16 protein-coding genes are annotated in these 17823 nt (G+C 71.0%); 11 read left to right on the forward strand and 5 right to left on the reverse strand.

The window, feature by feature from the left end; all coding sequences use genetic code 11:
- The first annotated feature begins 24 nt into the window (after positions 1-24).
- The 7 genes from pufM to LW587_RS08140 all read left to right on the forward strand — a co-directional run bounded on the left by pufM (position 25) and on the right by LW587_RS08140 (position 7869).
- Positions 25-1002, forward strand: a complete 978-nt coding sequence (pufM, locus tag LW587_RS08110; RefSeq protein WP_232629080.1) for a photosynthetic reaction center subunit M — start codon at positions 25-27, stop codon at positions 1000-1002.
- A complete protein-coding gene (gene pufC, locus LW587_RS08115; RefSeq protein ID WP_232629081.1) occupies positions 999-2114 on the forward strand; it encodes a photosynthetic reaction center cytochrome PufC in 1116 nt (371 codons plus the stop codon). The genes pufM and pufC overlap by 4 nt, the downstream gene beginning before the upstream one ends.
- Before the next feature lie 654 nt (positions 2115-2768).
- Positions 2769-4529 (forward strand): type I secretion system permease/ATPase, encoded by a 1761-nt coding sequence (locus LW587_RS08120; RefSeq protein WP_269780308.1) that lies wholly within the window; start codon positions 2769-2771, stop codon positions 4527-4529.
- Positions 4529-5875: an HlyD family type I secretion periplasmic adaptor subunit gene (locus tag LW587_RS08125; RefSeq protein ID WP_232629082.1), complete on the forward strand. Its 1347-nt coding sequence runs from the start codon at positions 4529-4531 to the stop codon at positions 5873-5875. Before LW587_RS08120 ends, LW587_RS08125 begins: the two co-directional genes overlap by 1 nt.
- 156 nt (positions 5876-6031) lie before the next feature.
- A complete protein-coding gene (gene ykgO, locus LW587_RS08130; protein WP_003601867.1) occupies positions 6032-6157 on the forward strand; it encodes a type B 50S ribosomal protein L36 in 126 nt (41 codons plus the stop codon).
- An 82-nt stretch (positions 6158-6239) separates the two neighbouring features.
- On the forward strand, positions 6240-6845 hold the full coding sequence (locus LW587_RS08135; protein ID WP_232629083.1) for a hypothetical protein: 606 nt from the start codon (positions 6240-6242) through the stop codon (positions 6843-6845).
- A 7-nt stretch (positions 6846-6852) separates the two neighbouring features.
- Positions 6853-7869, forward strand: coding sequence for an alpha/beta fold hydrolase (locus LW587_RS08140; RefSeq protein ID WP_332839825.1), 1017 nt, complete (start codon positions 6853-6855; stop codon positions 7867-7869).
- A gap of 6 nt (positions 7870-7875) precedes the next feature.
- On the opposite strand, the gene pyk is transcribed toward LW587_RS08140, so the two are convergent.
- Positions 7876-9312, reverse strand: coding sequence for a pyruvate kinase (gene pyk, locus LW587_RS08145; protein ID WP_232629085.1), 1437 nt, complete (start codon positions 9310-9312; stop codon positions 7876-7878).
- A 369-nt stretch (positions 9313-9681) separates the two neighbouring features.
- On the opposite strand from pyk, the gene LW587_RS08150 reads away from it, so the two are divergent.
- Positions 9682-10590, forward strand: coding sequence for an outer membrane protein (locus tag LW587_RS08150; RefSeq protein ID WP_232629086.1), 909 nt, complete (start codon positions 9682-9684; stop codon positions 10588-10590).
- Positions 10591-10741: 151 nt separating this feature from the next.
- Here the strand turns inward: LW587_RS08150 and LW587_RS08155 are convergent, their stop codons facing one another.
- Both LW587_RS08155 and LW587_RS08160 read right to left on the reverse strand, forming a co-directional pair.
- Complete coding sequence (locus LW587_RS08155; protein ID WP_232629087.1) at positions 10742-11329, reverse strand: hypothetical protein; 588 nt, start codon at positions 11327-11329, stop codon at positions 10742-10744.
- The gene (locus LW587_RS08160) at positions 11319-12218 is read right to left on the reverse strand and encodes a ParA family protein (RefSeq protein WP_232629088.1); all 900 of its coding nucleotides are present in this window, start codon (positions 12216-12218) and stop codon (positions 11319-11321) included. The genes LW587_RS08155 and LW587_RS08160 overlap by 11 nt, the downstream gene beginning before the upstream one ends.
- Before the next feature lie 258 nt (positions 12219-12476).
- Here LW587_RS08160 and LW587_RS08165 point away from each other — a divergent pair, with 258 nt between their 5' ends.
- Together LW587_RS08165 and LW587_RS08170 are read left to right on the forward strand one after the other, a co-directional pair.
- Positions 12477-12875 carry an MAPEG family protein gene (locus LW587_RS08165; RefSeq protein ID WP_232629089.1) on the forward strand — a complete coding sequence of 133 codons (399 nt, stop codon included), beginning with the start codon at positions 12477-12479 and terminating at the stop codon, positions 12873-12875.
- Between the two features lie 185 nt (positions 12876-13060).
- Positions 13061-14527 carry a carbohydrate porin gene (locus LW587_RS08170; RefSeq protein WP_442919103.1) on the forward strand — a complete coding sequence of 489 codons (1467 nt, stop codon included), beginning with the start codon at positions 13061-13063 and terminating at the stop codon, positions 14525-14527.
- Positions 14528-14593: 66 nt separating this feature from the next.
- On the opposite strand, the gene LW587_RS08175 is transcribed toward LW587_RS08170, so the two are convergent.
- A complete protein-coding gene (locus LW587_RS08175; protein ID WP_232629090.1) occupies positions 14594-15619 on the reverse strand; it encodes a transporter in 1026 nt (341 codons plus the stop codon).
- A gap of 165 nt (positions 15620-15784) precedes the next feature.
- Entirely contained in the window at positions 15785-16003 is a 219-nt protein-coding gene (locus tag LW587_RS08180; RefSeq protein ID WP_232629091.1) for a DUF1674 domain-containing protein, read from the reverse strand.
- Between the two features lie 101 nt (positions 16004-16104).
- On the opposite strand from LW587_RS08180, the gene LW587_RS08185 reads away from it, so the two are divergent.
- Positions 16105-17466: an RsmB/NOP family class I SAM-dependent RNA methyltransferase gene (locus tag LW587_RS08185; protein WP_232629092.1), complete on the forward strand. Its 1362-nt coding sequence runs from the start codon at positions 16105-16107 to the stop codon at positions 17464-17466.
- Positions 17467-17823 lie beyond the last annotated feature (357 nt).

Below are 17823 nucleotides of genomic sequence, written 5' to 3' on the forward strand. Positions count from 1 at the left end.
CGTAGGTCCAGGGAGGGAGAATCCGTGGCCTACTACCAGAACATTTTTACCGCGGTGCAGGTGCGCCCGCGCGAGCCGGAGCACGGCATTCCGGTCTCGGTCGATAACCGCGTCGGCCGGCCCTTCAACAGCTACCTGTTCGGACTGTTGGGCAATTCGCAGGTGGGGCCGATCTATGGCGGCTATCTCGGGGCCCTGTCCCTGACCTGCGGCCTGATCGCCTTCGAGATCATCGGCCTCAACATGCTGGCCTCGGTGAACTGGGACCCGGTGCAGTTCGTGCGCCAGCTGCCCTGGCTCGCACTGGAACCGCCGCTGCCCAAATACGGTCTCAAGGTGCTGCCGCCGCTGGCCGAGGGCGGATGGTGGCTGATCGCCGGCTTCTTCCTCACCGCCTCGATCCTGCTGTGGTGGGTGCGCATGTACCGCCGCGCCCGGGCGCTGGGACTCGGCTCGCACACCGCCTGGGCCTTCGCCGCGGCGATCTGGCTCTACCTCGTGCTCGGTTTCATCCGGCCCCTGATGATGGGCTCCTGGAGCGAGGCGGTGCCGTTCGGCATCTTCCCGCACCTCGATTGGACCGCCGCCTTCTCGCTGCGCTACGGCAACCTGTTCTACAACCCGTTCCACATGCTCTCGATCGCGTTCCTGTACGGATCGACGCTGCTCTTCGCCATGCACGGCGCCACCATCCTGGCGACCAGTCGCTACGGCTCGGAGCGTGAGATCGACCAGATCGTCGATCGCGGCACGGCGACGGAACGCGCCGCCCTGTTCTGGCGCTGGACCATGGGCTTCAACGCCACCATGGAATCGGTCCACCGCTGGGCGTGGTGGTTCGCGGTGCTCACCACGATCACCGGCGGCATCGGCATCCTCCTCACCGGCACGGTCGTCGACAACTGGTATCTCTGGGCGGTCAAGCACGGTGTTGCGCCGGCCTATCCCCAGGTTTACGGGCCGATCACCGATCCGCTCAGCGCACCGGGAGGGACGCCATGAAGACATTGCTCCTTGTTGCGGGCGCGGTCGTCGCCGCCTTCCTCACCATCGCCCAGTTCGGCACCGCCGGCTGGACCCGGCCCCCGATCGTCGCCCAGCAGCACGGCTTCCGCGGCACGGGCATGGACCAGATCCAGACCAAGGCGGGCGCGGCGGCCCTCAAGGCCGCCAACGTCGCCCCGGATCCGGCCGAGCCGGTCGAGCAGGGCACCGAGAAGGCCGGTGCCGTCTACCAGAACGTCCAGGTCCTCAAGGACGTGAGCGTCGAGGAATTCAACCGCCTGATGACCTCGATGACGGAGTGGGTCAGCCCGGAGCAGGGCTGCACCTACTGTCACAACACCGAGAACATGGCCGACGACAGCCTCTATCAGAAGAAGGTTGCCCGGCGGATGATCCAGATGGTGCAGCACATCAACACCACCTGGAAGGAGAAGCATGTCGGCGAGGCGGGCGTGACCTGCTACACCTGCCACCGCGGACAGCCCGTGCCCAAGCACGTCTGGTTCCAGAACCCGGGCCCGAACTACAAGTCCGGCTTCACGCCCCGCAACAACGGGCAGAACATGGCCTCCCCCTCGGTCGGCCTCGCCTCGCTCCCCTACGACACCCTGACCGAATACTTCGGCAAGAAGGATGCCGACGAGAACCTGATCCGCGTCAACGCCACGACCGCCCTGCCCGAGAGCAAGGGCAAACCGATCCAGGCGGCGGAGAAGACCTACGGCCTCATGATGCACATGTCGTCGGCGCTCGGCGTCAACTGCACCTACTGCCACAACACCCGGGCGATCTCGAACTGGCAGCAGAGCACGCCGCAGCGCACGCTTGCCTGGCACGCGATCCGGATGGTGCGGGACCTCAACGGCGACTACATCGAGCCGCTGACGCCGACCTTCCCGGCCAACCGCCTCGGACCGACCGGCGACGCGCCGAAGCTGAACTGCGCCACCTGCCACAACGGCCAGAACAAGCCCCTCGCCGGCGCCCATGTGGTCGAGACCTATCCCGAGCTGACGAAAGTCACCGAGGCAGCCTCGACCCCGGCCCCGACGCCCGCTCCGGCGCAGAATCCGGCTCCGACGCCCCCGCCGGCCCCGGCACCGCAATAGACGGGGCCGCCGCGCCCCTCACCGAGAGCGACGACACCACGAGACGCGCCGGCCCGAACCCTCGGGCCGGCGCTTCGCGTTGGACCGGGGCCCGGATGGGGCGGGGCCGGGATGGGGCGTGGTCGCGATGGGCGTGGCTTGGCCGGGCGCGACCGTGATCCGGATCACAGACCGGGCGCCCTCGCCACGGCATGGTTCTGACACCGGACGGCGCAATGACACCGTCCGTCGTGGTGGGGCCAAGTTCGAGATCAAGTCGGAGGCCAAGGTTCCTGCCGAGCTTTCGGTCAAGCCTGGGCCCAAGCTTCCGGCCAAGCCGCGACATCGTCGCTCGAATGTATTGGATGGATGTGGCCGGGCGTTTGACTTGCGTAGGGGCTGCGTCCAGGCGGACATTGGTGAAGCGCCGTGATCAAGGGAGCCGTTTTTCCTTTTCATCGCGGCGTGTGGTCTGAAAAAGACGCCGAACAATGATCTGTCATCGCTCCCTATGGTCTGTGTAGGGGCGCCGATGGGATCCGGCTTCACGGATTGGTTCTGTAGAACGGCGAATCGGCGCTTAATTTTGGACGCATTTGGCGATATGAACGCGGATCGGCCGGTGACCCCGAAAGGAGCCCGGCCGTATCGGCGCCGGAAGTCGGGGGCAGGGCGGTGAGCAACGGGCGCGAGAAGAACGAGATCGCCGCCGCCTTGGTGCGGTGCAAGACGGCCTTCCTGGGGGTCGCCGTGATGAGCGGCCTCGTCAACATCCTCTACCTCACCGGCTCGTTCTACATGCTCGAGGTCTACGACCGCGTGATCCCGAGCCGTTCGGTGCCGACGCTCGTCGGCCTGAGCATCCTCGCCCTCGTGCTTTATGCTTTCCAGGGCGTGCTGGAGGCGATCCGTTCGCGCATCCTGGCGCGGGTCGGCGCCGCCCTCGACGAATCCCTGAGCGGGCGCGTGTTCGACATCGTGGTCCGCGCCCCCCTCAAGGGCGCCGTGCCCGGGGACGGTCTGCTGCCCCTGCGCGACCTCGACCAGGTGCGCTCGTTCCTGTCCGGCAGTGGCCCCTCGGCCTTCTTCGACCTGCCGTGGATGCCGATCTACATCGGCATCTGTTTCCTGTTTCATCCCTATATCGGCGCCGCCGCCATCGTCGGCACCGCGATCCTGGCCGGGCTCACCTTCCTGACCGACCGGGCCACCAAGGCGCCGACCCAGGCCGCCACCGGTCACGGCCTGCGGCGGAACGGGCTGGCCGAAGCCGGACGGCGCAACGCCGAGGTGCTCGCCGCCATGGGCATGCAGGAGCGGCTCGCCGCCCGCTGGGCCGTGGCCAACCGCGACTACATGGACGCCCACCAGAGCGTCGCCGACGTGGGCGGCGGCTTCGGCGCAGGCTCCAAGGTGTTCCGCATGGCGCTGCAATCGGGCGTTCTGGCGCTCGGGGCCTGGCTCGTGATCCACAACGAGGCGACGGCGGGCATCATCATCGCGGGCTCGATCCTGGTCTCCCGCGCGCTGGCCCCGGCCGAACTCGCCATCGGCAACTGGAAGGGGTTCGTCGCCGCCCGCCAGAGCTGGCGGCGGCTGAACGAGCTGTTCGTGAAGCTGCCTGCCGGCATGCAGCCCCATGCCCTGCCGGCCCCGACCCAGGCCGTCATGGTGGAGGGCGTCAGCATCGCCCCGCCGGGGACGCCGCGCCTCGTCGTCCAGGATGTGAGCTTCGTCCTCAAGGCCGGCCAGGGCGTCGGCGTGATCGGCCCCTCGGCCTCGGGCAAGTCCTCGCTCGTGCGCGCCATGGTCGGCGTGTGGCCGCCGGTGCGGGGCAAGATCCGCATCGACGGGGCGGCCCTCGACCAGTGGTCGAGCGTCGATCTCGGCCAGCATATCGGCTTCCTGCCGCAGGAGGTGGAGCTGTTCGCCGGCACCGTGGCCGAGAACATCGCCCGTTTCGAGCCTAATGCCCCGTCGGACTTCGTCATCGCCGCTGCCCGGGCGGCCGGCGTGCATGATCTGGTCCTGCGCCTGCCCGAGGGCTACGACAGCCGCATCGGCGAGGGCGGGGCCGGCCTCTCCGCCGGGCAGCGCCAGCGCATCGGGCTGGCCCGGGCGCTGTACCGCGACCCCTTCCTCGTGGTGCTCGACGAGCCCAACGCCAACCTCGACAGCGAGGGCGAGAACGCCCTGACCCAGGCGATCCTCGGCGTGCGCCAGCGCGGCGGCATCTGCGTCGTCGTCGCCCACCGGCCGAGCGCGCTCGCCGCGGTCGATCTGATCCTGATGATGGCCGACGGACGCGCCCAGGCCTTCGGTCCGAAGGACGAGGTCCTGAAGCGCGTCCTGCGGCCGGCCCCGGCGCCGGTTCCCGCGCCGACGGATCCACGGCAGGTCTCGGCCAAGGGCGCCGGCCTGCAGGAGAGCGCCTGATGTCCACCAGCCTCGCACCCCTGGCCGGGCTCAGCCCGGCCCTGCCGCGGCCGACCGCGCACGGCTCGATCCGGCGGCACCTCGCGGTCACCGTCGGCCTCGCCGTCGCGCTCGTCTTCGGCATCGGCGGCTGGGCCACCTTCACCGACGTCTCGGCGGCGGTGATCGCCCCGGGTCAGCTCGTGGCCGAGACCGACATCAAGAAGGTGCAGCACCCCACCGGCGGCGTCGTCGGCCAGCTCCTCGTGCGCGAGGGGCAGAAGGTGCATGCCGGCGACGTGCTGATCCGTCTCGACGAAACCCAGACCCGGGCCAATCTCGACATCGTCCTGAAGGCGATGGACGAACTCGCCGCCCGCCGGGCCCGCAACGAGGCCGAGCGCGACGGCCACAAGACCATCGCCTTCCCCGACGAGCTGGTCTCCCGCATCGAGACCGACCCGAGCGTCGGTCGTCTCATCGACGGCGAGGCGCGCCTGTTCGCCTCTCGCGTCGCCGGGCGCGAGGGCCAGAAGGCCCAGCTGCGCGAGCGGGTGCTGCAATTGCGCCAGGAGATTTCCGGGCTGACCGAGCAATCGGCGGCCAAGGAGCGCGAGATCCTGCTGATCGGCCACGAGCTCAAGGGCGTGCGCGAGCTCTACTCCAAGAACCTCGTGCCGCTCTCCCGGGTCACGGCCCTGGAGCGCGACGCCGCGCGGCTGGAGGGCGAGCGCGGCCAGCTCATCGCCTCGACGGCCTCGGCCCGCGGCAAGATCGCCGAAACCGAGCTGCAGATCTTCCAGATCGACCAGGAGATGCGCACGGAGGTCGGCAAGGACCTGGCCGAGATCCGCGGCCGGTGGTCGGAGCTGCGGGAGAAGCGCGTCGCGGCCGAGGACCAGCTCAAGCGCATCGAGATGCGCGCGCCCCAGGACGGCTTCGTGCATCAGATGACCGTGCACACGATCGGCGGCCTCGTGACGCCGTCCGAGCCCGCGATGCTGATCGTTCCGGCCGCCGACCAGCTCCTCGTCGAGGTGCGGGTTCAGCCCCAGGACATCGACAATGTCCGCGTCGGCCAGAAGGCGAACCTGCGGTTCGCCGCCTTCAACATGCGCACCACGCCCGAGATCGACGGACAGGTCGTCCGCGTCTCGGCGGACGTGAGCATGGACCCGAAGACCGGAATGAGCTTCTACACCGCCCGCATCCGCATCGCCGACGACGAGAAGAACCACCTGAAGGGCTTGCGCCTCGTGCCCGGCATGCCGGTCGAGTCCTACACCCAGATCGGCGAACGCTCGGTGCTGTCGTATCTGGTGAAGCCGCTGTCCGACCAGTTGGCGAGGGCGTGGCGCGAGCGTTGAGAACGCCTTGCCTGTGAAGGCGGTTGTCTGATATGGCGACCGCCTTCCCGCGATGTCACGAACCGTCATCGCCGGAGCGCCGTCCGCGGCGCTCCGTTCCGAGAAACACTTTCTGACAACAGGCGGCCGGTCTCGACCCGCGCCGACGTGAGACCGATGAAGATTCGCAACTCCCTCAAGTCGCTGCGCGGCCGTCACCGCGACAACCAGCTCGTGCGCCGCAAGGGCCGGGTCTACGTCATCAACAAGACCCAGAAGCGCTTCAAGGCCCGCCAGGGCTGAGCCGGCGCGCCGCACGATCCCGGCGATCGTGCCGCATTCCGGGCGCGTTGACGCCTGACCTGGCCGGGTGGATGCTCGGCCCATGTCGTTCCGCCCGCGCCTGATCCTGACCGCCGCCGTCCTCGCCCTCGCGGGGATGGCTGTCGGCGCCGCGTCGGCCGCGCCCGAGCGATCCGAGACGCCGGAGAAGGAGCGCAAGGCGCATCCGCCCGTCAGTCTCGACGACCTGTTCAAGCGCCTCAAGGACGCCGACGACGAGACCGAGGCCAAGGCCGTCGCCAGTCTCATCGAGCGCCGCCTCGGCCGCTCCGGCAGCGCCACCGTCGATCTCCTCACCGACCGCGCCCGCCAGGCTATGGCCGGCAACGAGCTTCCCCTCGCCGTCGAGCTGATGGACCGTGCCATCACGCTCGAGCCCGCCTGGGCCGAGGGCTGGAGCCGGCGGGCCACCCTGTTCTGGCGCCTGTCCGACTCGGTGAGTGCGATCGCCGACCTGCAGCGGGCCCTGGTGCTGGAGCCGCGCCATTTCGAGGCCTGGGCGGCCCTGGGCAAGCTCTACCTGGCCGGGGACGACAAGGGCCGGGCCATGGACGCCTTCCGCCGCGCCGAGGCGCTCTATCCGCGCTGGGACGTCCTGAAGAAGGCGATCGACCGTCTGAAGCCCGACGTCGACGGCCGCGACCTCTGATCGTGCCCTGACCTTGCCCGATCTCCTGCGCGTGTCGGCGCTCGCCCTCGCGGTCGTCCTCGGCCTGATCGTCCTGGCCCTCGGCTGTGCCGCGGTCGCGACGCGGCTGATCGCGGCGCGCGTCGAGGCGCGCTACCCGCCCGCCACCGCCCGGGTCGCCGTCGAGGGCGGGCATCTCGCCTATCTCGAGGACGGGCCGCGGGAGGGGGCGAAGGACGGAGCGAAGGGCACCGTCGTCCTGCTGCACGGGGCCTCCGCCAACGCCTACGATCCCATGGAGGGGGTCGGTCGCAGCCTGGCCCGGGCGGGATTCCGTGTCGTCGCCTTCGACCGGCCGGGCTATGGCGGCAGCGACCGGCTCGCCGGGGCGGAGGCCGCCACCCCGGCCTTCCAGGGGCGGGTTCTCGCGGCGGCGATCGATCGGCTCGCCCTCGGGCCCGTGATCCTGCTCGGCCATTCCTGGTCCGGGGCGCTGGCGCTCCGCATGGCCCTCGATCGACCGGAGCAGGTCGCCGGGCTCGTCCTCGTGGCCCCCGTCGCCCAGCCGTTCCCGCCCCAGGGATTGCCGTGGTGGGCCACCATCGCGCTCCACCCGCCGGTGACGTGGCTGCTCACGCGGACGATCGCGGTGCCGCTCGGCCTCGCCTCCATGCCGGGCGTCGCGCGGGGCGTGTTCCGGCCGGAGGCGCCGGTGGAGGATTATGTCGCGAAGGCCCGGGCTCCGCTGATCCTGCGGCCCGCGGCGGCCCTCGCCAACATCCAGGACCTTGCCGGATTGCCGGCGGCGCTCGCCGAGCAGGCGCCGCGCTACGGCACGCTGCGCGTGCCGAGCGTGGTCGTGTCGGGGGAGGGCGATCCGGTCGTCGTCACCGCGCGACAGGCCGAGCCCCTGAGCCGGGCCGTGCCGGGTGCCCGCCTCGTCGTGCTGCCGGGCGCCGGCCACATGATCACCTACACCGCCCCGGACGCCCTGGTGAGGGAGACGGAGGCGCTGCTCGGCCGGCGGACGGCGCCCGCCGAGTGAGGGGCGTCAGGCCCGCTCGGCGTGCTCGCGGGTCACGAAGGCGATCCGGACCATGTTGGTGGCGCCGGGAATGCCGAAGGGCACGCCCGCCACGATGATGATCCGGTCGCCGATCTCGGCGAAGCGCTCGCGCACCGCGAACTTCGCCGCCCGGAACGCCATGTCGTCGATGTCGCTCGCGTCCTTCGTGACGATCGGGTGCGTGCCCCAGACCATGGTGAGCCGGCGCGCGGTCTCGCGCTTGGGCGTCAGCGCGATCACACTAGCATTCGGACGGGCGCGGGCGAGGCGCTGCACCGTCGAGCCCGAATGGGTCCAGGCCATGATGGCGCCGAGGCTCAGGGCATCGACGATCTGGTGGGCGGCGGCCGCGATGGCGTCGGCGGCGGTCGCCTCGGGGTTCGAGCGCTGCGCCATCAGGATCGACCAGTACAGCGCGTCCCGCTCCACCTGCTCGGCGATGCGGCTCATCGTGGTGATCGCCTCGACCGGGAAGGCCCCGGCCGCGCTCTCGGCGGAGAGCATCACGGCGTCGGCGCCCTCGTAGACCGCGGTGGCGACGTCCGAGACCTCGGCGCGGGTCGGCACCGGCGAGGTGATCATCGATTCGAGCATCTGGGTCGCGACCACCACCGGTTTGCCGAGCCGGCGGGCGCTGCGGGTGAGGCGCTTCTGCACGCCGGGCACCTGCTCCAGCGGCATCTCCACCCCGAGATCGCCGCGGGCGACCATGATGCCGTCGGAGATCTCGATGATCTCGTCGAGGCGGGTGAGCGCCTGCGGCTTCTCGATCTTGGCCATCACCAGGGCGCGGCCGGCGGCGACCTTCTTGACCTCGGCCACGTCCTCGGGCCGCTGCACGAAGGAGACCGCGATCCAGTCGGCCCCCGCCGCGAGCCCGGCCTCGAGATCGGCGCGGTCCTTCTCGGTCATGGCCGGCACCGGGATCACCGTATGGGGCAGCGACACGCCCTTGCGGTTCGAGATGCGGCCGCCGACCTCGACGCGAGTCACGGCGCGGCCCTCGCTCACCTCGGTGACGGCGAGGCGCAGCTTGCCGTCGTCGATGAGGACGGCGTGGCCCGGCTCCAGCGCCGAGAGAATTTCCGGATGGGGCAGGAAGACGCGGTTCGTGTCGCCCGGGGTCGGGTCGGAATCGAGCACGAAGGTCTGGCCGTTCTCCAGTTCGGCGGCCGTGTCCACGAAGGTGCCGAGCCGCAGCTTCGGTCCCTGGAGATCGACGAGGATGCCGATGGGGCGCTTGGCCTCGCGCTCGATCGTGCGGATCACCTCGATCCGCTCGGGCAGCTTGGCGCGGTCCAGGTGGCTCATGTTGATGCGGAAGACATCCGCGCCCGCCTGGAACAGCTTCGCGATCATTTCCGGCGTGTCGGAAGCCGGGCCCAGGGTTGCGACGATCTTGGTGCGGCGTGCGCGCTTCACATCCAGCCTCCATCACCCGCTGGACCCGCCGATCGCGGGAGCGCGAGCGCGGGAACGGTCCGGCGATTGAGGGGCGACGGGAAGCGCCCGGGGGCCGGACAGGAGCGTTGGGGCCAGAAGCATCCCTGCGCCCCGAAGGTCAAGGTCGTCGGGCCGAGCGGCCGTCGATCCCCGGCGGGACGGACGGAACCATGCGCCCCCGACCGCACGATAATGCCCGCTGCCCTCGTCGCCGGAGCGAAGACATCCAGAAATCCTGCACGGCGAGCGTCGTCGCGACGGCGTGTTGCCCTGAAACCATAGGCAGCTTGGCCATTGTGCTGATACGGTCACGTCAGGTTTAAGCACCCGTTTTCGAAGGCGAACCCCGTGATCAGAGCATTCCTCCTGGGCAGCGCCGCGGCGCTCGTGACCACCGCCGCCGTCGCGGCCGATCTGCCCCGCCGCGCCGAGGCGCCCCCGGTCTTCGCGCCGATCCCCGTCTTCACCTGGACGGGCTTCTACGCCGGCCTCCACACCGGCTACGCCTTCACCGACAACCCGAACATCCGCACCGTCGGCAACCAGGGTCCTACAATTGGAAACTGCACAGCAGGATTTCGGGCGTGTTCTGGTTCTGGTTTGAAAAGCGAGGTTGACGGCTTCTCGAAGATCGGCGGCGGCTTCGGCTACAACCTCCAGGTCACCCCCGGCTCCGGTTTCGTCGTCGGCGCGGCCTTCGACATGACCTGGACGGACCTCGAGAAGAACGCCGGCTTCATCGGCGCTCCGAATCCCGTGATCGTCGGCGGTGTGCCGACGGCGCTGCCCGCCTCGCCGAACGGCAGCCTCTACACGCAGAACCTCGACTATCTCGGCACCCTCAACGGTAAGATCGGCTACGCCTTCGATCGGTTCCTGGTCTACGGGACCGGCGGTCTCGCCTTCGGTCAGGTGACCTACGGCGCCAGCTTCTACGGCACCGTCACGCAGGGCCTGCCGCTCCAGTTCGTCGGCGGCTACGACAAGCAGTTCGAGACCGGCTACAACTTCGGTGGCGGCGTCGAGTACGCGATCCCGACCGAGTCGTTCCTGAGCTACTTCGCCTTCGGTCGCCTGCTCGGCATCAAGTCCGACGTGACCCTCAAGGCCGAGTACATCCGCTACGATCTCGGCGGCCGCAACGTCGTCGTGCAGGGTGTCCTGCCGGCCAACTCCGCCCTGAGCTACACCTCGAGCTACAAGACCGAGGGCAGCCTGATCCGCGCCGGCTTCAACTACAAGTTCAGCACGAACTAAGCCGACGCAAACGTCCGGTGAGAGCGAGCGGGCGTCCTTCGGGGCGCCCGTTTCGTTTGTCGGGTGGAGCGCGCCGGATCGACCGCATCCCTCGCCCTGGCTCGCACGCCCCCCGGCGGGGACGCGCGGTGGGGTATCGTCGGCCGCCGGGTCAGCCCTTCTTCTTTTTCTTGTCCTTCTTTCTCTCCGGATCCTTCTTGCGGTCCGGGTCCTTCTTCGCGTCCGAATTCTTTTTCGTGTCCGAACCCGACTTGCCCGAACCCGGCCTGTCCGATGCCGTTTCAGCTGGCGCGTCATGGTCCTTCCCGTCCCAGACCGCGGCGAAGGGCCGGCGGCTGAGCGCCCGCTCGGCCGGCGCCGCGGGGCCGGCACCGAGCGGCGTCTCGGGCGGCGCGGATTCGCCCCGGCGCACCGGCGCCTCGCCCGCCGCCAGGGCGGTGAGGCGGCGCCGATGCCAGCCGGGCGTAGCCTCCTTCAGGGTCGGATGATGCGGGTCGAGGCGGGTCACCACCGCCTTCACCTCGGCATCGCTCATGCCGTCGGCGATGAGCGCGAAGGCCTCGGGTCCCAGCACCTCGCGGACGACCCGCAGGGCCGGCACCCGCAGGGTCCGGGCCTTCAATTGCTTCACCACCAGCGCGCGGGCGGCCTTGGGCACCTCGGTGCGGATGTCGGGAAACGCCTCGGGCGCGGAGGCGAGCGCCTGGAGCACGGCGTAGCCGTCGACATCAAGGGCCATGGAGGATGTCCTTCACTTCCGCGACGAGGGGGATGAGCACGGTGGGGACGTGCGCGCCGTATTTGGAGGAGAAGGTCGGGGGCGCGCCGTTCACGGGCACCAGGGCGTCGGCGAGCGCCGCCGCCTGGGGGATGCGGGTCCGGAGCAGGCGGAAGCCCGCATCCGGCGCGGCGGCCTCGGCGACGAGGCGGGCAAGCGTCTGCTGGTGCTGCCGCACCTGGCTCTGGAACCGGGTGACGAGCACATAGGGTGCGCTCTTCGGGGCGATGTGGCTGCTCTGCCGGCTCGTGCGCCGCCAGATCGTCTCGACGAAGGCGTTGAGGCCGTAGGTCGAGAGGAAATCCGGGATCGAGGTGACGAGGACGAGGTCGGCGGCGCGCACCGCCACCTCGGTCATCGGCGAGATGCCCGGCGCGCAGTCGAAGAAGACGTAATCGTAGTCCTGCGCCAGGGGCGCGAAATCGTCGTGGAAGATCGTCCACAGCCGGGCCTCGATGGCGTGCATCGAGAATTTCCGTTCGGTCAGCTCGTAGAGGATCTCCCGCTCGACCAACCGCAGATGCGGGCCCGACGGCAGCAGGGACAGGGCGAGCGGCCGGTTCTTGTGCATCGTCAGGCTCACGCCCGGCTGGATGCGGGCGCGCAGGTCCGGCTTGTGCCGGGTGATCAGCTTGAGGGCGAGATAGGCCTCGAGCGTCCGGCCCCGGCCGATCATCTCCGCGAGCAGATCGTCGCCCGCGAGGCAGACCGAGACGGAGGACTGCGGATCGAGATCGACGACGAGCACCCGCGCCCCGTCGGCGGCCAGCGCCTCGGCCAGCATGACGACCGTCGTCGTCTTGCCGACGCCGCCCTTCATGTTGGCGACCGCGATCAGCTTGCCGCTCACGGAAATCCTCTCCCTCCGGCGTATCGCCCGAGCCGACCGCATCGGCCCGTTCCGCGACACGCATATGTCGGGCGTGGGCTCTCTCCGCCCAGTTAAGGCGCCGCAACTCGTGATCGAAGGGGGGCCCAGGACGGTCTCGCTTGGAGCCGCGGCCTGCCTGTCCCAATCGCGTGAAGGGCGGAACAAGCCCGGGAGGCTCGACTTGTGGGAGCGGGCCGCCCCTCCCGCGGACGCCTCGCCCGACGGAGACCTCGCCCCTTGATCCTTCCGACGACCACCGCCTTCTACGCCGCGATCCTGGGCCTGATCTATGTCGGCCTGTCCGGCTGGGTCATGGGCGGGCGGCTCACCGGCAACGTGCTGTTCGGCGATGGCGGGCAGGATGCGCTTCAGCGGCGCATCCGCTCGCATGCCAATTTCATCGAGTACGTGCCCTTCGCCCTGGGCTTGATCGCCCTCTACGAGGCGGGCGGCGGATCGCAGGGCTGGGTCCGGAGCCTGCTGATCATCCTGGTGATCGCCCGCATCCTCCACCCCATCGGCATGCTCGCCGGGCCCAACACCCCCCGCCAGTTCGCCTGCCGGGGCGGCGGCATCCTGGCGACCCTCGCGGTCATGGCGGGTGCGGCCGTGCTTCTCCTGCTGCAGACCCGCTGAGACGCCTGACGCCGCTCCGGAGCGGGTCGACGCCCCGGACCGCTTGCGCCGTGACGCACGGAGAGGGATGAGGAGCCGGGGTTACGCCCCGGGGGTGGGGCGCGTCGGTCGCATCTCTGTCACGCTTGCCTGCCAGAGGGCAGGCGGGGACGCCGGATCGGCGCGAAGGGGAGCGGCCGCGGCTCTTGAGAACGCACCGCAAGCCCGGCCGAAGCGGCCTCGCCTCCGTCCTCGCCCTCATCCTGGGCGCCGATCCGGCTTGGGCCCAGGACGGCCTCCTGCCCCTCACCGGCGCGGGCGGCGATCCGCAGACCGCGGTGGCACAGTCCCGCACCTCGGATCAGGTCTCGGTCACGAACAAGGGCTCGATCGAATCCTCGCTTGGTCCCTATGGCGATCCGTTCGGCCTGCGCGCCGTCCTGGCGCAGCGCGGCCTCACCTACGTGCTCACCTATATCGGTGAGGGCCTCGCCGCCCCGTCCGGCGGCCTCCGGCAGGGCGCGACCTACGGAGGGCGCCTCGACACCGCGCTCGACATCGACCTCGACCGGTTCATGGGCTGGAGCGGGGCGCGCGTCCACACCGACTTCTTCCAGATCCACGGCCACGGCCTGTCCCGGGCCTATGTCAACAACCTGACGACGGTGAGCGGCATCGAGGCCCTGCCGGCGACGCGGCTGTTCGAATTGTGGGTCGAGCAGAGCTTTCTCGGTGACCGGCTCTCGATCAAGGTCGGGCAGGTCTCGGCCGATACCGAGTTCGCCATCGCGCAGACCGGCGTCGTGTTTCTCAATGCCGGGTTCGGCTGGCCGAATGTCGGCGCCGTCGTGCTGCCGAGCGGCGGGCCGATCTATCCCCTGGCGACCCCGGCTGTCCGGGTGAAGGTCGTGCCCACCGATGCGCTCTCGTTCCAGGTCGGGCTGTTCAACGGCGACCCGGCCGGCACGCCCCCACCCGGCGACGAGACGGACCCGCAGCGGCGCAACCGCCGCGGCACCGATTTCCGCGTGAACGACCCCGCCTTGCTGATCGGCGAGGTCGCCTACGCCTACCCGTCGTTCCCGGGCACGCAGGGCCTGCCCGGCACGGCGACGCTCGGCGGCTGGCACCATTTCGGCCCGTTCGACAGTCCGAGGCTCGACCGCGTCGGCGGGCGCCTGCTGGCGGAGCCGGAATCGAGCGGAATCTCCCGGCGTTTCCGCGGCAATGCCGGGCTCTACGCCATCCTCGATCAGACCCTCTACAGCGAGCCCGACGCCCCGGGGGAGGGCGCCTCGGCCTTCCTGCGACTCTCCGCGGTGCCGGGAGACCGCAACCTGATCGACCTCTACGTGGATGCCGGCATCGCCTATCAGGGTCTGCTGCCGGGGCGGCCCAACGACACGATCGGCCTCGGCGTGATCCATTCGCGCATCGCCCCCGCCGCCCGCGCCTTCGACCGGGACGGCCTGATCTTCGGTACCGGGGGGGGACCGATCCGCAGCAGCGAGACGGTGATCGAGGCGACCTACCAAGCCGAGATCGTGCCGGGTTTCACCCTGCAGCCGGACCTTCAATACGTGATGCGCCCCGGCGGCGGCCTGCCCGATGCCGGGGGACGGCGCATCCGCAACGCCACGGTGGTGGGCCTGCGCGCGACCATCAATTACTGAGCGTCGCGGGAAGACTCCCCCGCGACGGGCCGGCGCCCCGCGCGCATCGCGACGGAAAATCCGGCCTCACCGGTCCCGCGTCGGCCGGATCCCCAGCCGGCGGATCAGGGCGAAGACCGCGAGCGCCGAGGCGCCTGCGAGCAGCATCGCCAGGATCGAGCCGTCCTCGTAATCCGCGAAGGGCAGGCCCTTGGTGTTCATGCCGAACAGCCCGGTCACCAGCGTCGGCGGCAGGAACAGGGCGGTGAGGATCGACAGGGCGTGGAGCTGACGGTTCGAGGCCCGGGCGAGCTGGGAGGCCAGCTCGTCCTGCAGCAGGCGGCTGCGCTCCGCGAGCGCCAGCATGTCGCGGTCGAGGCCGTCGAGGCGCTGGCTCAGCCGGGCCGCGGCGGCGAGGACCGCGTCCGGCAATCCCTCGTCCTCCGCCGCCTCCAGCCGGTGGAACACCGAGCGCAGCCCGGAGAGCTGCCGATGCAGCCGCACCGCCTCCCGGCGGATCGACCCGAGCCGACGGCTCTCGTCGTGGACGGGCTCGTCGAGGATGTGATCCTCGATCTCGTCCAGCTCGTCGGCGCGGTGCGCGACCATGCGCGCCATCTCCGCCGTCACGTGGCCGACGAGATGCTCCAGCAGGAAGGCGGGCGCCACGAAACGCTGTCCGGCGGTCACGGCATCGTGGGTGAGGTCCGGGCCGCGCAGGGGGTGACGCCGCCCGGTCACGAGGGTGTCGCGGCCCATCACGAAGTGGAGACGGCCCGAGGCGGCCGCCCCGTGCCGTGGCCGGTCCCCGTCCGCCGCCCGGGCGAGATCGGCCACGACCCCGCCGACCTCGGCCTCCGCCACGGCGACACGCTGATGCGCATCGGCCGACAGGGCCTCCGCTGCGAGGTCGGCGCTGCCGAGCCGGCCCTCGGCGACGAGGATGGGCAGGCGCGCATCGTTCAGGTTGAAGTGGAGCCAGACGAAGCCCGCCTTCCGGGTGTCCGGCGTCGGCACCGGCTCGCCCGGGGCGAGGGGAAGGCCGCGCCCGTCACCGTCGAACCGCATCGCCCAGAGCAGCCCCGGCAGGGATGGCTCGTCGCAGAGCAGCATGGGAAGGGGCCGGCGGGCCTCCGCTGTCCCGTCCCCGGCGGAGGGGTTGGCGCGGAGGGGGTCGGGAGAGCGGATCGTCGAGTCTGCCTGCACGCCTGCCGACTCAGCAGGACCGCACGACAGTCTGATGACGGTGGAATGCGCGCCGGGGCGGCGCCGGAGCGCTTAGAAGTCGGTGGCGAGCCCCTTCACCTCCCAGTCCGCGTAGCGCACGGGCTCCAGGCCGCCGCGGCCGAGCTGTTCCTTCCGTTCGGCGATCTGCGCGGCGCGGGCGTCGATGGCGGCGCGGCGCTCGGCGGCCTCCGCCAGGGCGCGTTGCGCCGCGGGGGAGAGAACCTTGGCCGGGGGCTCATCCACGGCCTCGGGGATCGCGTCGTCGCTCATGCCTGTCCTCTCCCGGCTTGCATCACCGGCTCTCAGATGGGAGTGCGTCGGGTCCGGGGCGAGACCCCTGTGCTCGTCGACGCTACAGAACGGCCCGAAGCTTGGCATCTCAACCCCCCCGCCGCCCCCCGCCCCCGATCGATCCCGCCGTGCCGGGCCTTGCCGCGCGCCGGGTCGCGCAGAAGGCGGTGGCGCATCTGCTCGGCCCGGCCCGGGGGCTAGCGCTGGAGGATGCCCTGGCCCAGGCCGGGCGCGGGGCGGGGCTCGAGCCGGGCGACGCCGCGCTCGCCCGCGCCATCGCCACCGCGAGCTTCCGCCGTCTCGGCTTCCTGCGGACGGCGCTCGCCGCGCGCCTGCGCGACGGATTGCCGGAGGACCGGCCGGATCTCCTCGCCCTCCTGATCACGGGGGCGGCTCAGATCCTCGACCTCGCGGTGGCCGATCATGCCGCGGTCGACCTCGCCGTGCGCCTCGCCAAGGCCGATCCGCAGCTCCAGCACCTGGCGCCCCTCGTCAACGCGGTCCTGCGCCGGGTCGCCCGCGAGCGCGACGCGATCCGGGCCGGGGAGGACGACCCCCTCGCCGACAACACGCCGGACTGGCTCGCCCGCCGCTGGGTCGCCGCCTATGGCGCGGAGGCCGCCCGGGGGATCGCCGCCGCCCATCTGGAGGGCGCGGCCCTCGACGTGACCGTGCGCGGCGAGCCGGACGCCTGGGCCGCACGCCTCGGCGGGCGCCGCCTCGGCCTCGGCTCCCTGCGCCTCGACGGGCGCGAAGCCGTGGCCGGGCTGCCGGGCTACGACGAGGGCGCGTGGTGGGTGCAGGACGCCGCCGCGGCGTTGCCGGTCGGGCTGCTGGCGCCGAAGGCCGGCGAGCGGATCGTCGATCTCTGCGCCGCGCCGGGCGGCAAGACCGCGCAGATCACCGCCGCGGGGGCCGCCGTCACCGCGGTCGACCGTTCGAGCACCCGCCTCGAACGTCTTCAGGGCAATCTCGCGCGTCTCTCCCTGAGCGCCGAGGTGATCGCCGCCGATGCCCTCGACCTGCCGGACGGGGCGCCCTTCGACGCGGTGCTCCTCGACGCGCCCTGCTCGGCCACCGGCACGATCCGCCGCCACCCGGACGTCGCCTGGATCAAGACCGAGGCCGACGTGATCCGGCTCGCCGGCCTTCAGCGGCGCCTCCTCGACAAGGCCGCCCGCCTGACCCGGCCCGGCGGTCGCCTCGTCTACTGCACCTGTTCCCTCGAGCCGGAGGAGGGGAGCGCGCAGATCGCCGCCTTCCTCACCCGCAACGAAGCCTTCGCCCGTGTGCCGCTCACCCCCGAGGATGTCGCCGGCCATGCCGAGCTGATCGATCCGAACGGCGACCTGCGCACCCTGCCGTGCCATCTCGGTGGCGGCGCCGGCCGGGGCGGCGGCCTCGACGGCTTCTTCGCGAGCCTGTTGCGGCGGCGCGACTGACGACCCTCCGGGGCGGCCCGGTCCGCGCGGCGGTCGTCTGCCGGAGCCGCCCGTCTCCCGGGATCGGGGCCGCCCCGGATTAGGGAAAGATTAACCATAACGACCCGCAATGGCGGCGCAGGCCGCTGCTGCGGGCGATTCGCGTTCTCGGGTCCCGTCGCGGCGGTGCAAGGATGCACCAGCGGGGCGGGACGGCGGGTGAGCGAGACGGCCGACGATATCCTGACGAAACCCCTCGGGGTCGCGACCAAGGCCGGCGGTGGGCGCCCCCGCCTGCGCCTCTCCGCGCCGATGGCGGCGGGCGGCGCCGGCGCCGTTCTCGTGCTCCTGGCCGGTGCCGTCGCCCTGACCGGCGAT

Source organism: Methylobacterium sp. Leaf118 (genome assembly GCF_920984675.1).
Classification (GTDB): Bacteria; Pseudomonadota; Alphaproteobacteria; order Rhizobiales; family Beijerinckiaceae; genus Methylobacterium.

Coding starts and splice junctions, on each gene's coding strand:
- LW587_RS08155 (WP_232629087.1), bottom strand. CDS start 11,329: ATGGCCCTTGATGTCGACGGCTACGCCGTGCTCCAGGCGCTCGCCTCC.
- LW587_RS08175 (WP_232629090.1), bottom strand. CDS start 15,619: ATGCTGCTCTGCGACGAGCCATCCCTGCCGGGGCTGCTCTGGGCGATG.
- LW587_RS08180 (WP_232629091.1), bottom strand. CDS start 16,003: ATGAGCGACGACGCGATCCCCGAGGCCGTGGATGAGCCCCCGGCCAAG.
- LW587_RS08135 (WP_232629083.1), top strand. CDS start 6,240: ATGTCGTTCCGCCCGCGCCTGATCCTGACCGCCGCCGTCCTCGCCCTC.
- pufC (WP_232629081.1), top strand. CDS start 999: ATGAAGACATTGCTCCTTGTTGCGGGCGCGGTCGTCGCCGCCTTCCTC.
- ykgO (WP_003601867.1), top strand. CDS start 6,032: ATGAAGATTCGCAACTCCCTCAAGTCGCTGCGCGGCCGTCACCGCGAC.
- LW587_RS08125 (WP_232629082.1), top strand. CDS start 4,529: ATGTCCACCAGCCTCGCACCCCTGGCCGGGCTCAGCCCGGCCCTGCCG.